This is a genomic window from Pyrobaculum islandicum DSM 4184, from assembly GCF_000015205.1.
Lineage (GTDB): Archaea > Thermoproteota > Thermoprotei > Thermoproteales > Thermoproteaceae > Pyrobaculum > Pyrobaculum islandicum.
Map to the genome: position 1 here is coordinate 464,496 of NC_008701.1, position 14,563 is coordinate 479,058.

The 14,563-nt window shown below is 44.1% G+C and carries 16 protein-coding genes and 2 tRNA genes; 13 read left to right on the forward strand and 5 right to left on the reverse strand.

Translation table 11 applies throughout. From position 1 onward, the window contains the following. The first annotated feature begins 145 nt into the window (after nucleotides 1-145). The 5 genes from PISL_RS02555 to PISL_RS02575 all read left to right on the forward strand — a co-directional run bounded on the left by PISL_RS02555 (nucleotide 146) and on the right by PISL_RS02575 (nucleotide 4,551). Nucleotides 146-394 (forward strand): 4Fe-4S binding protein, encoded by a 249-nt coding sequence (locus PISL_RS02555; RefSeq protein WP_011762253.1) that lies wholly within the window; start codon nucleotides 146-148, stop codon nucleotides 392-394. Beyond that, complete coding sequence (locus PISL_RS02560; protein WP_011762254.1) at nucleotides 391-1,545, forward strand: pyruvate ferredoxin oxidoreductase; 1,155 nt, start codon at nucleotides 391-393, stop codon at nucleotides 1,543-1,545. The genes PISL_RS02555 and PISL_RS02560 overlap by 4 nt, the downstream gene beginning before the upstream one ends. Beyond that, entirely contained in the window at nucleotides 1,542-2,447 is a 906-nt protein-coding gene (gene porB / locus PISL_RS02565) for a pyruvate synthase subunit PorB (RefSeq protein WP_011762255.1), read from the forward strand. Before PISL_RS02560 ends, porB begins: the two co-directional genes overlap by 4 nt. Before the next feature lie 63 nt (nucleotides 2,448-2,510). Next, a complete protein-coding gene (thsA, locus tag PISL_RS02570; RefSeq protein ID WP_053240279.1) occupies nucleotides 2,511-4,172 on the forward strand; it encodes a thermosome subunit alpha in 1,662 nt (553 codons plus the stop codon). A gap of 49 nt (nucleotides 4,173-4,221) precedes the next feature. Further along, nucleotides 4,222-4,551 carry a DNA-directed RNA polymerase subunit K gene (locus tag PISL_RS02575; RefSeq protein WP_011762257.1) on the forward strand — a complete coding sequence of 110 codons (330 nt, stop codon included), beginning with the start codon at nucleotides 4,222-4,224 and terminating at the stop codon, nucleotides 4,549-4,551. On the opposite strand, the gene PISL_RS02580 is transcribed toward PISL_RS02575, so the two are convergent. Beyond that, nucleotides 4,511-4,711, reverse strand: coding sequence for a hypothetical protein (locus PISL_RS02580; protein ID WP_053240280.1), 201 nt, complete (start codon nucleotides 4,709-4,711; stop codon nucleotides 4,511-4,513). The genes PISL_RS02575 and PISL_RS02580 overlap by 41 nt on opposite strands. A gap of 29 nt (nucleotides 4,712-4,740) precedes the next feature. Beyond that, nucleotides 4,741-5,469 (reverse strand): branched-chain amino acid ABC transporter ATP-binding protein, encoded by a 729-nt coding sequence (locus PISL_RS02585; RefSeq protein WP_011762258.1) that lies wholly within the window; start codon nucleotides 5,467-5,469, stop codon nucleotides 4,741-4,743. A gap of 73 nt (nucleotides 5,470-5,542) precedes the next feature. Between PISL_RS02585 and PISL_RS02590 the strand changes: the two genes are divergently transcribed. The 6 genes from PISL_RS02590 (at nucleotide 5,543) to PISL_RS02610 (ending at nucleotide 9,173) form a co-directional block, all read left to right on the forward strand. Further along, entirely contained in the window at nucleotides 5,543-6,859 is a 1,317-nt protein-coding gene (locus tag PISL_RS02590; protein WP_053240281.1) for an ABC transporter substrate-binding protein, read from the forward strand. Between the two features lie 100 nt (nucleotides 6,860-6,959). Beyond that, a tRNA-Gly gene (locus tag PISL_RS10590) sits at nucleotides 6,960-7,071 on the forward strand. Between the two features lie 70 nt (nucleotides 7,072-7,141). Beyond that, a tRNA-Leu gene (locus PISL_RS02595) sits at nucleotides 7,142-7,229 on the forward strand. A 32-nt stretch (nucleotides 7,230-7,261) separates the two neighbouring features. Continuing rightward, on the forward strand, nucleotides 7,262-7,717 hold the full coding sequence (gene pyrI, locus PISL_RS02600) for an aspartate carbamoyltransferase regulatory subunit (protein ID WP_053240282.1): 456 nt from the start codon (nucleotides 7,262-7,264) through the stop codon (nucleotides 7,715-7,717). Then, the gene (pyrE, locus tag PISL_RS02605; RefSeq protein ID WP_011762261.1) at nucleotides 7,714-8,295 is read left to right on the forward strand and encodes an orotate phosphoribosyltransferase; all 582 of its coding nucleotides are present in this window, start codon (nucleotides 7,714-7,716) and stop codon (nucleotides 8,293-8,295) included. Before pyrI ends, pyrE begins: the two co-directional genes overlap by 4 nt. Continuing rightward, nucleotides 8,283-9,173, forward strand: a complete 891-nt coding sequence (locus tag PISL_RS02610; RefSeq protein ID WP_011762262.1) for a beta/alpha barrel domain-containing protein — start codon at nucleotides 8,283-8,285, stop codon at nucleotides 9,171-9,173. Before pyrE ends, PISL_RS02610 begins: the two co-directional genes overlap by 13 nt. On the opposite strand, the gene PISL_RS02615 is transcribed toward PISL_RS02610, so the two are convergent. The 3 genes from PISL_RS02615 to PISL_RS02625 are packed head-to-tail and all read right to left on the reverse strand — an operon-like array spanning nucleotide 9,145 to nucleotide 12,329. After that, complete coding sequence (locus PISL_RS02615) at nucleotides 9,145-9,633, reverse strand: Mut7-C RNAse domain-containing protein (protein WP_053240283.1); 489 nt, start codon at nucleotides 9,631-9,633, stop codon at nucleotides 9,145-9,147. The genes PISL_RS02610 and PISL_RS02615 overlap by 29 nt on opposite strands. Further along, entirely contained in the window at nucleotides 9,627-11,468 is a 1,842-nt protein-coding gene (gene rqcH / locus PISL_RS02620; protein WP_011762264.1) for a ribosome rescue protein RqcH, read from the reverse strand. The genes PISL_RS02615 and rqcH overlap by 7 nt, the downstream gene beginning before the upstream one ends. Before the next feature lie 30 nt (nucleotides 11,469-11,498). Further along, nucleotides 11,499-12,329 (reverse strand): TIM barrel protein, encoded by an 831-nt coding sequence (locus PISL_RS02625; protein ID WP_053240284.1) that lies wholly within the window; start codon nucleotides 12,327-12,329, stop codon nucleotides 11,499-11,501. A gap of 48 nt (nucleotides 12,330-12,377) precedes the next feature. Between PISL_RS02625 and truD the strand changes: the two genes are divergently transcribed. Both truD and PISL_RS02635 read left to right on the forward strand, forming a co-directional pair. After that, entirely contained in the window at nucleotides 12,378-13,616 is a 1,239-nt protein-coding gene (gene truD, locus PISL_RS02630) for a tRNA pseudouridine(13) synthase TruD (RefSeq protein ID WP_011762266.1), read from the forward strand. Nucleotides 13,617-13,654: 38 nt separating this feature from the next. After that, complete coding sequence (locus tag PISL_RS02635; RefSeq protein ID WP_011762267.1) at nucleotides 13,655-14,452, forward strand: DUF362 domain-containing protein; 798 nt, start codon at nucleotides 13,655-13,657, stop codon at nucleotides 14,450-14,452. The last annotated feature ends 111 nt before the right edge of the window (nucleotides 14,453-14,563 follow it).

Below are 14,563 nucleotides of genomic sequence, written 5' to 3' on the forward strand. Positions count from 1 at the left end.
ATACATTTATAATTTTTTCTACTTAGTTTAAAATGCAATAATATAGTGTACATAGTCAGAGACTTGTATTTTATACAAACTAGCTTCATGTATTACGGTTCTATATACCAATATAAAATATATAAATGGGGAACGAGAAAAAAGCGTGTTACCCATATCTAAACCTGCGCTAGCGTCGGCCGGCATAACAGGCACTTGGCGTGTTTATAGACCCGTGATTAAACTTGAGAAATGTATAGATTGTGGATTATGTTGGCTCTACTGTCCCGAGTCGGTAATTGAATGGGAGAGGGGACAGAAGATACAGATAGACTATACCTATTGCAAGGGGTGTGGAATCTGTGCAAATGTCTGCCCTGTAAAAGCTATTGACATGGTTCCAGAAGTAGTATGAAAACACTTTCAGTACAAAAAACAGCTCTGACAGGAAATTATGCAGTGGCGTATGCAGTTAAAATGGCTAAGCCGCATGTGATAGCGGCGTATCCTATTACACCACAGACGTCAATTGTCGAAAAACTCGCTGAGTTTGTAGAGAGAGGAGAGTTAAATGCGCGTTTTGTAAATGTGGAGTCAGAGTTCGCCGCTATGTCTGTGGTTTATGGCGCTGCAATGGTTGGCGCGAGGGCTTTTACAGCAACTTCGTCACACGGCCTTTTATATATGTATGAAGTCACTTGGTGGACTGCGCTTAGTAGGGCGCCTGTAGTTATGGCCGTAGTAACACGTACCATAGGGCCCCCTTGGAATATCCACGTAGAACATAACGATATTCTCACTCTCAGAGATTCAGGTTGGATTATAGCAATGGCCGAGACTGTACAAGAGACCTTTGATCTAACAATACAAGCGTTTAAAATAGCAGAGACGGCAATTCTCCCCGTTGCCATCGGAGTAGACGGTTTCATACTTAGCCACTCCACAGAGCCTGTGGAGATACCACAACAAGAAATAGTGGACTACTTCCTACCGCCGCGTAAACCAGATATACCGTTATTACTCCGCCCTGGGGAGCCTATTACATTTGGTAACTTGCCCTCTGACAACAAGATTCATGCTAGGCATAAGGTATCGACAGTATATGAAGCACATGAGAAGGCTAAGAAGATTATCAACCATATTGATGAAGAATATGGAAAAATTACAGGCAGAAGATATGGAGGACTTGTGGAGTGGTATAGAGCAGAAGATGCTAAACACATCGTGGTTTGCGCCGGCGCTTGGTGTAGTGATGCTAAACACGCAGTCAACGCTTTAAGAAAAGACGGCATGTCTATTGGTCTCATGAGGCTGAGATTCATTAGACCTTTCCCAAGGGAGGAGGTGGAAAAGCTTGAAGATTATGATACCGTTATCATATATGACAGAGATATAACTCCCCTCGGGGGAATCTTGGGCATCGAGATTAATTCCCTAGTCTCTAGGCCAAAGACAATAAACATAATAGCCGGTATAGCGGGCGTAGACTTTGATAGTCATAGATTTTATGAGACGATACGAAATGCTGTCGAGGGGAGATACAGAGAACTAGAGTTCATAATATGAGCTTCCGTATAGATCAGTTGCCGAAGAAAAAATACATACTACCAGGCAATGCGGCGTGTGCTGGGTGTGGTATGATGATAGGCTTGAAGGTCTTGGGCATGGCGATTGGCGACGAGTCTGTGCTAGTAATACCAGCGAGTTGTGCATCTGTTGTCCAAGGCCTAGCTCCGAAAACCGGCATTGCGATACCCATTTTAAATGTGCCATTTGCCTCTTCTGCCGCAGTAGCTACAGGCGTGGCAGAAGCATTTAAAACACTCGGCATAAAGGGACATGTAGTTGTATGGGCTGGCGACGGCGGTACTGCGGATATTGGTTTTGCGACCTTGAGCGGTGCCGCAGAGAGAAATAGTAATATAATCTATATCATGTACGACAACGAGGCGTATATGAACACAGGCATACAACGTAGTAGCTCAACGCCGCGCGCTGCTTGGACTACAACAACTCCGGCTGGAAAACGCGAGAGGAAAAAAGATGTAGCCCTCCTCATGGCTATGCACGGAGTGCCCTACGTAGCCACGGCCAGTATCGCGTATCCACAAGATTTCTATAGAAAGCTGAAGAGAGCTACTGAGATAGACGGTTTTAAATTTATACACCTCCATACCCCTTGTCCCCCCGGCTGGAGATTTGACCCCGCAAAAACCGTAGAAGTTGCAAGACTTGCTGTAGAGACAGGCGCTTGGATATTGTGGGAATACGACCACGGGCAGTTTAGATTAAACCCACCGAGTACGATATACGCCGATAAAACAAAGAGGAGGCCATTGTCGGAATATTTGAAACTACAGGGTAGATTTGCCCATCTTACTGAAGACGATATTAAAGCGCTGGAAGAAGACCTAGAAGATAAATGGCAGACTATACTTGCGCTCTCACAATCTTTCTCACGTCGTTAACTTATTACACACTGCCTTGCGATTTTTGCGAAAAATTTTTATATGCACAATTTTTGTCAAACCATGTCACAAACGCAAGCTCCTAGGACAGGGGTCCCCATCATGATATTAAAAGAGGGGAGTCAGAGAACGACAGGCGTAGACGCCCGTCGCTCCAATATACAAGCCGCTAAGGTTATAGCCGAGATTTTAGCTACATCGCTAGGACCCAGAGGCATGGACAAAATGTTGATCGATGCCTTTGGCGATGTAACAATAACAGGCGATGGCGCCACAATTTTAAAAGAGATGGAAGTACAACACCCGGCCGCAAAGCTATTAATCGAAGTTGCCAAAGCTCAAGATGCCGAAGTTGGCGATGGCACAACTACTGTTGTAGTTCTTGCAGGCAAACTACTTGAACTTGGCGAAGAGCTATTAGAAGAGGGTATACACCCCACTATCGTCATAGATGGCTACAAGAAGGCAGCTGATTACGCCCTTAAAGTTGCTGAAGAGATTGCAAAACCAGTTGAGCTCACTAAGGAGCAACTCTTAAAAGTAGTCTCCAACGCTCTCTCTTCAAAAGTAGTTGCCGAAACTAGAGACTACTTGGCAAATATAGTTGTAGAAGCAGCTCTACAAGCCGTTGAAACAAGAGACGGAAAGCCATATCTAGATTTAGACTGGATTAAAATTGAGAAAAAGAAGGGCAAGTCTATATATGAGACGCAACTTGTAAGGGGCATAGTGCTAGATAAAGAGGTTGTACATCCAGGAATGCCTAAACGTATAACCAACGCTAAAATAGCTATTCTCGACGCCCCGCTTGAGATAGAGAAACCAGAGTGGACTACAAAGATATCTGTAACAAGCCCAGATCAAATTAAGGCGTTTCTTGACCAAGAGGCGGAGATTTTGAAATCTTATGTTGACCACTTGGCCTCAATAGGCGCCAATGTAGTAATAACTCAGAAGGGCATAGACGAGGTTGCACAACACTTCTTAGCAAAGAAAGGCATTATGGCTGTTAGAAGAGTAAAGCGTAGCGACATTGAGAAACTTGCGAGAGCCACAGGCGCTAAGATAATTACATCTATTAAAGACGCCAGACCGGAGGACTTAGGCACTGCGGGATTAGTAGAGGAGAGAAAAGTAGGCGAAGAAAAGATGGTGTTTGTAGAAGATATACCAAACCCAAGAGCTGTAACTATATTAGTGCGCGGCGGTAGCGACAGGATATTAGACGAAGTTGAAAGGTCTCTCCAAGATGCTCTCCATGTTGCACGCGATCTCTTTAGAGAGCCGAAGATAGTGCCTGGCGGAGGCGCCTTTGAAATTGAAGTCGCTAGAAGAGTTAGAGAATTCGCTAGAAAACTGCCTGGCAAAGAGCAGTTAGCTGCACTTAAATTCGCCGACGCCCTAGAGCACATTCCAACAATCCTAGCGCTTACAGCAGGACTAGATCCAGTAGATGCTATAGCAGAGCTTAGACGTAGACACGACAATGGCGAGATTACCACCGGTATTGATGTATATGGTGGCAAAATCGCCGACATGGCGGCGCTCAATGTATGGGATCCGTTACTTGTGAAAAAGCAAGTCATCAAATCTGCTGTAGAAGCCGCCATAATGATTCTGCGTATTGATGACATTATAGCCGCAGGCGCGCCAAAGAAAGAGGAAAAGAAGGGCAAGAAAGAGGGAGAAGAGGGAGAGGAGAAGAGCGAAACTAAATTCGACTAGTTTTTCCCAACCTGTAAATGTTATATACCGGATTTATTTGCCACTTGCCGTGGAGACTCTATCTACGTCAGAACTCCTAGAGCGAATAAACAAGCTAGTAGAACTCCTAGAGCGAGCTTTAGTCAAGAGAGATTTCTATCCGCCTCGCCTTACTAAATACGAGATTGCACGTATCATAGGCGCTAGAGCGCTACAGTTAGCAATGGGAGCGCAACCGAAGATCGACATACGAGAACTCGGCACGACAGACCCCGTATTAATAGCTCTAGAGGAGTTTAGACGTGGACTTCTCGACTTCATAATTGTAAGAGAATTTCCAGATGGGAAAGCTATAAAGATTAGGCTGAGAGAACTCCTCGAGCTTGAGAAAACTCTTTAATTGGCTTTATTAACACGACATCGCCGAAGTAATAAAATTCATGTCCCCCCTTTACAATTTTTTTCTCTGGGCTACTCCTAATTTCAACATCGTCTAATAAGTAATAGATTATGTACTTTTTTGTCCTAAATATTTTATATCTCCCCTGTGGCACCTCCATGGAACTTTTGCAAATACGGCCTTTTATAACTACTGCCCAAGAAATAGCTTTGCTAACCTATCTTCATCTATAGATTTTGTATCTCCGCTGTATCTTATCCTGCCTGTTACTAAGACATAAGCCCTATCGCCTATTTCTAATGCCTTCTTGGCGTTTTGTTCGACAAGTAATATGGAGATCCCAAACTTGTCTCTTATGTCTTTAATAACAGAGAAAAACTCGCTTACTAACTTCGGCGCAAGTCCTGCAGTGGGTTCATCTAACATAAGTAACTTCGGATTTTTCATCAAGCCCAAACTTATGGCTAGCATCTGTCTCTCGCCGCCTGATAAAAACTTTGCCTTCCTATCCCGCAACTCCCTTAGCCTAGGGAATATTTCATATATCTCCTCGACTCTTTTTAGAACATCTTTTTTAGACAGACCCGCAGATGCAGCTATTAAGTTTTCAAATACTGTAAGTTCGCCGAATATATTCGGCGTGCCAAAGTTATTTGGCGACTGCATTACATAAGCAACACCTAATTTCATAACCTCGTGCGGCGGCTTGCCTGTAACGTCGTGGCCCAGTAGAGTTATTCTGCCAGAATATACGTCGGCCATACCCACTATGCTATTTAACAGAGTTGACTTACCAGCGCCGTTAGGCCCCAACAAAACGACGATCTCCCCTGAGTTTACTACAATATCAACTCCAAAAAGGACGTGAAACTTACCATATCCAGCTTCAAGCTTCTCAACTCTTAAAACCTCCGCCATGCGTCTTAAAAACTCTTTCTTAATAAGCCTTCTAGGAGGGAATTGATAAATATCCTTAAGATACAATATACCTATGGCAACTAAAACTCTGTACTTAGCAATAGGTATAGTGATTTTGCTAGCTATAATTGGGATTCTGATGTCAACAGGGGGTCAAGCCCCCTCTGCGACAACTACTCCTACGCCAACGCAAACACTTACTACGTCTCCTCCAACAGCCCAGAAAGTTTTCAAACTAGGCGCCTTACTACCCCTTACTGGCGGTTTTAGTAGCTATGCTAAGTTGGCGCAATGCGCCGCACAACTAGCCATAGATGACCTCAACTCGGAATACGCAAATAAGGGGTATAAGTTCGAACTATATGTAGAAGATACACAGCTAGATCCTAATGTTGCATTACAAAAACTACAGACGTTATATGCAAAGGGCGTAAGAGCCGTCCACGCGGGTCTCACAAGTAGAGAGGCTTCTGGAGAAAAGCCTTTTGCAGATCAGAACAAGATTATCCTATTTAGCGCGTGGTCTACCTCTTCTCTACTCGCCATACCTAACGACTGGCTGTATAGAATTGTGGGTACAGACGCCAAACAAATAAGAGCAATAGGCGCTATTTTAAAAGAGCTAGGTGTAAAAAATGTCGCCTTAATATATAGAAAAGACCCCTATGGAGAGGGTCTATATATTGAGTTACAAAAAGAGGCTACAAGACGCGGCTTTAAGCTCGTCTCAGTGGCAGCCTACGACCCAGATCCTAAGGCGTTTCCACAAGCCGCGCCTGAGGCTGTTAGGAAGATATCTGCCGAAGTTAAAGACCTCGTGGGGCCGGACTTTGCGCTTGTAATCGTTTCTTTTGAAGACGACGGCGCCGTAGTACTTAAAGCAATAGGCCAAGACCCCATTTTATCAAAAGCCAGGTTAATAGGTACTGAGGGCATGGCATTTTCTCCCATATTACTACAGGAAGGCGGGGCTGTGATGGCAAAGGGCAAAATAGTGGGCACGGCCAATTGGGCGCTTCCAACTACGCCTGAGTACAAGGAGTTCTACAGAAAGTTCAAGGCTAAATGTGGAGCAGAGCCTATAACACCAGCTCCTCAATCTTATGATGTAATTAAAATGCTTGGCGAAATAATGGCCTCGATAGGCACAGACGATCCAGACAAGGTACGCACCACACTAGAACAATGGGGTAGAGAAGGCCGCTACAAGGGCGCCACAGGCGTGGTTATCCTAGATGAAAACGGAGATAGAGCTAATCCGAACTTCTTACTATGGGGCGTCACTATAAAGAACGGCACCTCTACGTATATAGAAGTGGGATATTATGACTACGATAAAGACTCTATAGAGTTCACTCCAGAAGGTAAACAGTACTTCTACGGAAAGTAAGAAATCTAATAAAGCGGTTTTTCCCACGACGTTTATGTTGACAACTCTGTAAAGGCGTCTTTGCAGTAAAAATTTAAAAATGAAAAAAATAAAGAGCTACGCGGCGGTAGTCTAGTCTGGTTTGGACAGTGGGGGAGTTAAAGCCCACTGCCCCGGAGTAGGATGGCGGCCTCCCAAGCCGTTGATCCCGGGTTCAAATCCCGGCCGCCGCATGTTTCCCCAGACACTTGCCTAGTCACGATAGGCACAAAAATTTAAAATCTCAGGTAGAGAGGATTTAAGGCGGGGGTGCCCGAGCCAGGTCAAAGGGGCAGGGCTTAAGACCCTGTGGCGTAGGCCTGCGTGGGTTCAAATCCCACCCCCCGCACCAAGTCTTTATTAACTGGTCCCGTAATGTTGTTAATGTCTAGGGAGCTTATAGTTAGTAAAATAAGGAGTGGTACCGTCATAGACCACATACCTGCTGGCAGAGCGCTTGCAGTATTACGTATTTTAGGAATTACGGGAAAGGAGGGCGTCCGTATTGCGCTGGTAATGAATGTGGAATCTAAAAAACTGGGGAAGAAGGATATTATAAAGATAGAGGATCGCGAATTAACACCAGAAGAGGTAAATATAATCTCAGCAGTAGCCCCCACGGCGACGATAAATATCATAGAGGACTTTAGGGTGGTTAGGAAGTTTAAGGTGACGCCTCCTGAGGTAATCAGAGGGAAGTTTAAGTGTAGAAACCCCACCTGTATAACTAACGCGCCTAGAGAGCCTGTAGAGCCTACTTTTTATCTAGTGAGGAGAGAGCCGCCTCTCTTTATCTGCGCATATTGTGGCAGATATCATGAGTTAAGCGATTTGATATGATAGAGAAGTTTTTAGAGCTTGGCGTAGTGAAGTTCGGCATATTTAGACTGTCAAGCGGTTTAGAAAGCCCGTTTTACATAGACCTACGTAATGTCTTAGGAGAGCCCGAATTACTCCGCTGGGTGATTGAACAATATCGTGAAATCCTCTTGAGACTGAAATTTGACATAATTGTGGGGGTAGCTACAGGTGGAATTCCGTATGCTTCAATTCTAGGCTATACTCTAGGTAAGCCCATTAGTTATGTAAGACCGGAGGCCAAAGAACATGGGACTGGTCGTTTGATAGAAGGCGCAGAAGTCTCAGGAAGGGAGGTTGTAGTAATAGACGATGTTTTAACCACAGGGAAGAGCATTATTGGAGCTATAAATGCTATAAGATCAGCCGGCGGCATTGTGGCCGGAGCTGTTGTATTTCTAGACAGAGAACAATGTGGTTCCAGAAATATAAAAACTGCGACGGGGGTAGAAGTGTATAGCGTATATAAGATGAGGGGTCTGTTAGATAGGCTTAAAGATTATATAGATGAGGAACAATACCGCTCGGTCATCAACTATTTGGCACAATGGCGTTGTTAATAATTATCGGCCGTCTTCTACATTATGTACACCCAGAGATAAGCCATAGGCTGGGCTCACTTCTATTTTCTCTGCCACTCCCTACATGTCGTTGTGTACAACAGTGGGAGATTGGCGATGTAAAAGTTTGTGGGCCTGTCGGCGTAGCGGCCGGTTTAGATAAGACTGGGAGATACTCTCGGTTTCTCTCTTTTTTCTGTCCCGGATTCATAGTGGTGGGTTCTACACTCCCGTATAAACGCCGGGGGAATAAACCGCCTAGAGTAGCTAGAATTTGGCCATATTCTCTTGTAAACGCCATGGGGCTTAACAGCCCTGGCATAGCCGCAGTTTTACACAAATTGACGAACTTAAATTATCCAATATTTATAAGTATAGCTGGCTTTACAAAGGAGGATTTTTTAACACAACTTATATACCTCCGGCGTTATAAACCAACAGCAGTTGAGGTAAATATATCTAGCCCCACATATAAAGGACTTTGGCGCGATTTACCAGAGCTTATAGATATAGACATGCCTATGTTTATTAAAGTCGGCCCCTCTGTAGATGTGGCCTCTGTCATAAGAGATGTCAGAAGGCTCGGGTGGGGGCTTGTGGTTACAAATACCTTCCCAATAGAGGACAATCGAATAAGCGTAGGAAGGGGAGGCCTTAGTGGTCTCTTACTATATAAATATGGCTTTAAACTTCTAGTAAAAGTCAGAGAAGCCGCAGGGCCGGATATCCCCATTATATACAGCGGCGGTCTCTTCTCCTGTAGCCAACTAAGGGAAGTTTTGAAATATGCAAATGCCGCCGAAATTTTAACATCAATACTCTACTTTACTCCATATATCCTAAAGATACTTAACCGATGTTTATACAGTCGAGAGTAGTCTCATAGGCTTCTTCAACAAGTTTCTTCAAGCGGCGCCAGTGTGCGCCAACCCAGTAATAGCGTCCACAAGATGTGCAACGCCAACATTTTTCGCTAAATATCCTATGGCCCACAGCCTTTTCCGCTTCTCTACAACTTACTTCGACAACGTCGCCTCCGCAAAGTGGACACCTAGATTTCTCAAGAGGTTTTAAACCAAGTCTTAGAAATATAGATATCCACTTAATGTGGTCGTCTGTCTTTATTAAAATAGTGGGACCTCTCCTTGTTTTATAGAGCTCCTCATCTCGCGTAACTACTAGACATTCTGTATTTAAGAGCTCTGTATCCCCCAAGTCTGAGCTGTATATCACCTTGAGTCCAAATAGAATACGTAACATACGGGCCAGCCACCCCAACATAGAGTCTATATATATACAGTGGAGATACGGCACGCCTTTTATTTCGCAGTCTACCACGTGGCAAAGACTCTCTCCACTTCCTCCCAAGAGAGGGGCGATCCCCGCCCCTCCTCAGCTATCTGTGAGGGGCCAGGGATAGCGGCTACTATCTCTTCGAGAGAACATCCCCCCCACTTCTTGGCTAGCTCTCTACCTAATTTGCTCTTTTCTACGCCGCCTGGCGATATGATAACGTATCTATCAGCTAATAGTTGCGCTGATTTTGGCGGTGCCGCCACTACTCTATAGATATCTCCATCTTTTCTACAACCCACTGCCAGCTCTAAACGGACGTGTCTAATATACTCCCTTTTGCCATATATCATAAACGAGCCACGGGCAAGATATTGGCCGGCGGGCGCATGTTTAGAGACTTGCTCGCCGCGGACGTAGTATACATCTATTGAATGTATCCCAATTTTCCATGCCTTGCTATATGCAGCGGCAAACTGTGCAGTTTGTAATAACTCAAGGGGGTCCTCTGATGGGGGCATTACAACCACTGAAGCGCCTGGGATATCTGCATGAAAGAAGAGGTAGTGTTCCCTAAGGTATTTTCTTACAATAGTCTCATTTTGCGACGCGTCTCTACCCCCAATTATCGGTCTCTTACCTGTGGTAATAGACCAGCGAAATTTCTCAAACCAAGCCCTTTTAACAACTATTTTTACAGAAGACTTAACTTTCTCCTCGGCGCGGTGTATCTCCTCTTCTAACTTAGCCAGGTCTCTTCTGAGTTTCTCCACAACCTGTGCCGCCTTATTCGCCTTTTCTTCTAACTCTTTTGCATGTTCAAACATCCGCGATATTTGACGTCCCACTGGGATGTCTTTCTCAAGTTCTACAACTGTGCCATCGGGAAGTTCTATTTTTACCCTCTTGTTTACGTATACTACACGTATACTAGTCTCGTAACCCCTTAATGCATCTTCTATCTCTGATTTATACATCAGAAGTTTATGAGCAGTAGTTTTCAGAAGAGACGCCTCCTTCTTATACTCGGGGATCTTCTTCTCTAGTTCTGCTATTGTTGTTTCCAGCTTTTTACGTCTCTGTATTAACTCCTGAGTCTCTTGGATGAGAGTAGACCCCAGTTCCATTGGAGAAAAGTAGTAATCTAGGGCTTCCCAAAAATGCGTAAATTGTTTTAACTCGTCGCATTGTATGGCGGTGAGTCTTATAGGGAGGACTGTGACAGGAATATTCTCTTTTATACATACCGTGGGCTCTATTTTGCCAATGCGTATCTGATCTACAATAATCTTCAGCGTCTCCGCAAGAGCTCTCGGCGAAGAGCCTGCTCGTGCAATAAGCTCTTCTGCAAGCTCAGGACCTGTGCCCAGACGTCTAACTAAGCTCTTCTTTACATCGCCAGGGTCTATCGCCTTCTCAATAGCGTTAACATCTGCAGTAAAGATATCAATAAATGCTGCCGGTGGATAAACGTAGGACAGGCCCGGCTTTAATTCGCGGTCTCTACCTCTATAGCTATGTAAAAGCCATACTATCTTTCCATCTCTGACAGACACAATGTTAAAGGGCTCTATCAGTTCGATAATTATTTTTCCAGACACAAACTCAAGTTCTAAAATACGGTCAAAACGAGGCATGTAAACTTTTACTAGCTTTTCACCTCGAAACAACCCCCTGAGTGTTTCAGCCCCCTCGTGGCTTTTTTCAGGTATAACACCAGTTAGAGAAGCCCTAAACTTAGTTATAGTCATAAACCCAGATGTAAATTTAAACAAAAACCCAGCTCCTGTCTTGTATATATTTTCAACTCTATTGTTGATCAGATTAGACATCTCTACAGCTGAAGCTAGAAGATCTAACGCCGTGACAACTTTCTTCACATTATGTAAATTGTTAGATATAGAAAAAGTTTAGGTAGCTAGTCTCACTCCATGTTTTTCAAGAATTTCTTTCATCAAAAGTGCGTCTTTTTCTAACAACGGCGATTCGCATATAAGTGTAATAGTTATATCCCTGGCGCTCAGCTCTTTTGCCAAAGGCTCAAAAGGCGGCATATTACGTTCAATGGGCTCGTGTTCATCTACATATTTCCCGTTGCGGTATCGAATAGACGTAAAGTGTGTATGCATGTGTCTGTCTCCAAACTCCTTAGTCCAAAGATCTAATACTTCGCCATAGTTTAAAACGCCGTTATTTCTAGCGTATAAATGCCCCCAGTCGACCACTGGCGTAACAAATGGCAGCTCCTTAGCCAATTTAAACGTCTCCTCAATACTCCCAAATTGATTCGTCCGTGCAGTGATCTCTACGCCGACATATACGCCGGATCCCACCCCCGACTCTTTATACGCCTTTTCTAACTCCTCCTTTACTTTTTCATAACACTTCTGAGGCCCTAGTTTGCCGTAATACGCAGCGTGAACTACCACAACCCAAGCCCCCATATAATATGCTCTATCGAGTGAATCTACTAGCCTTTGTCTAGACTTCTCAACTTTATCTGTCTCTTCAGAACAGAGGTTGATGAAATATGGCGCATGTACAGAAAGTTTGATGTTATACTCCTGCGCCGCCTTGCCGACTTGTTTGGCAAGTTCTCTCGACATTCTAACGCCTTGTACAAACTCTACCTCCATCGCGTTTAACCCCAACTCTCTAACAACACGCACTGCGTCAAGAGTAGACCTAGCTTTTGCGACATATTGTGGAATGCCAGCGGGCCCTAGATAAACTCTAGCCATTAATTCAAAAACGGAATCCATTATTTAAGGTGGTGTCTGTATGTTGTTGTGATAGAGGCTCCGCCTTTTGATAAAAGTCTTGGAATGTTGTACTACGTTACTGATACATGTCCCGCTGGCGGCGTAATAAAGGCGAGACCTGAGGATTTTATAGTAGAGGAGGTGCTTAAAGATGGCACAGTGGTAGCGCTCACAGGCATCTCTCTAAAGCCAAGAGTGGGAAGTTGGACATGGATTCACGTCGTTAAAAAGAATACTGACACATTGAAGCTACTTTTATATCTAGCTAAGACGCTCGGCCTAAAAGCCAGAGACATATCTATAGGGGGGATCAAAGACACCAGAGCAGTCACATCACAGATAATATCTATAAGAGGGGATGTGACAAATTTGCCAAAGATACGTAATGTGGAGTTCCTCAGCTTCTGGCCTATGGACAAGCCTATAACGCCATCTCTAATCTACGGCAACAGATTTACCATAACACTTCGCAATGTTGAGAAAGTAGATTGTGCAGAGGCTACGCTAAAGACGCTCCAATATATCGCTTTGCCAAATTACTATGGCTATCAACGTTTTGGAACTATACGGCCGGTCAGTCACCTCTTAGGCAAGGCGCTTGTAAAAAAAGACGCAGAAGAGTTCTTCGACATTATGTTTTGTAAAATCTTCGCCTACGAATCTGACGTCGCAAAAAAAGCGAGAGAAGCGGCTTGTAAAGGAGACTATCGGAGAGCCCTAGAGATATTTCCAAAAAGGTTTATAGAAGAAAGAGCCGTATTGAGGGGACTTTTGAGAGGTTTAGACTTGTGGAACGCCATCATGTCTATACCGATTCAAATACTTCGGATATATGTAGAGGCTTTACAATCCTATCTCTTCAACCTGTTTCTATCTAAACGCATGGAGTTAGGTCCTTTGAATAGGCCAATAGAGGGCGACTTAGTCGAAATTAACGGACAGGTTGTACACTACGCAGAAGGTCTCGGCGGCGAGGTAGTATTGCCAACCGTTGGCGTCGGCGTAAAGATGCCCAGGGGTAAAGTGGGAGAAGCTGTATTGCAGTTATTAAAGAGAGAGGGGGTAGAGCCGTCTATGTTTTTAAAAATGCCGAGAGGACTCAGGGTATATGGAGGCTATAGGAAGGTTGTCCTAACTCTAAGGGATTTTAGATACGCTGTAGATAAAGAAGTAACGGTCAGTTTCACTCTACCAAGGGGTAGTTATGCCACTGTAATTCTCAGGGAGGTTGTAAAACCCGAGGAACCTTATAGACATGGGTTTTAGCCGTAGAAATATTTTATTTCTGGATTTAATATTTAGACGTGGTTGACGCATATCCGGCGGACGCCGAGATTCCAATACCAAAGAGAGACGCATTAATAATACTGGCGGTGCACAGCTATATACCATCTCAAGCGAACCCCCGTCCCGAGCTGATAGAGACTTTACTACAGACTCTGCAAGGGAGGGACGTATCTATAACATTCTCCATGCCTAAGTCTTATTTTGAAAAAGCAGTGAAAATTATGGGCTTGGAAAAACTTGCCGCTAAATACGGCGCTAGAATAATACAGCCTCAACAACATGTGGACTATAAGATAGAACTTGAAACGTCTAGAGGCACAAAAATTACCGTTAGGGCGCTCAGGGCGGCTTTCGAAGAGTCTCTCACAAAAATAGTTGTAGCAATACCTGTAAGCCACCCTCAGACTATTCTGTATTTAACAATGCCCACCGCCGCTCTACAAGTACTAGAGCCAAAAGACGCACAAAATCTTTACGAAGGTTTTAGAGCGCTTTATAAATATATTGCAAATATCTACAAATTAGAAAAAAACACCTTTTGTCTTACAGATGGTAAATTTGTCATTGAGGGCGATGGACCCATAAAGGGATTTCAGAGATACTGGGGGGTGATAGTAACCGGCGAAAACTGTGGCGAAGTTGACTATATAACAGCGCAAGCCCTTGGCGTAAACCCAGAGGACTTGGGCTACCTATATTTCTACTTCGGTGGCTCTTGGCCAAAGATAAAGCCGCCAAGGCTTCTGGAAGAAAACAAAATTCAAATAAAGCTTACGAGTAATATCGGGATACTCCTCAGTTGGAAAAGAGGATAACATGATGAATGCGTTGGTGGATGATAGATGAGTGACGACGGACGGACTGATGTTATAAAACTTTATTGACTCTTATTGTCCGCTTTAAAAGTACTTGATAAAAATATATAA

Bases quoted from the DNA above. Each gene is read 5' to 3' on its own strand.
- PISL_RS02560 (WP_011762254.1), top strand. From the start codon at position 391: ATGAAAACACTTTCAGTACAAAAAACAGCTCTGACAGGAAATTATGCA.
- porB (WP_011762255.1), top strand. From the start codon at position 1,542: ATGAGCTTCCGTATAGATCAGTTGCCGAAGAAAAAATACATACTACCA.
- thsA (WP_053240279.1), top strand. From the start codon at position 2,511: ATGTCACAAACGCAAGCTCCTAGGACAGGGGTCCCCATCATGATATTA.
- PISL_RS02580 (WP_053240280.1), bottom strand. From the start codon at position 4,711: ATGGAGGTGCCACAGGGGAGATATAAAATATTTAGGACAAAAAAGTAC.
- PISL_RS02585 (WP_011762258.1), bottom strand. From the start codon at position 5,469: ATGGCGGAGGTTTTAAGAGTTGAGAAGCTTGAAGCTGGATATGGTAAG.
- PISL_RS02590 (WP_053240281.1), top strand. From the start codon at position 5,543: ATGGCAACTAAAACTCTGTACTTAGCAATAGGTATAGTGATTTTGCTA.
- pyrI (WP_053240282.1), top strand. From the start codon at position 7,262: ATGTCTAGGGAGCTTATAGTTAGTAAAATAAGGAGTGGTACCGTCATA.
- pyrE (WP_011762261.1), top strand. From the start codon at position 7,714: ATGATAGAGAAGTTTTTAGAGCTTGGCGTAGTGAAGTTCGGCATATTT.
- PISL_RS02610 (WP_011762262.1), top strand. From the start codon at position 8,283: ATGGCGTTGTTAATAATTATCGGCCGTCTTCTACATTATGTACACCCA.
- PISL_RS02625 (WP_053240284.1), bottom strand. From the start codon at position 12,329: ATGGCTAGAGTTTATCTAGGGCCCGCTGGCATTCCACAATATGTCGCA.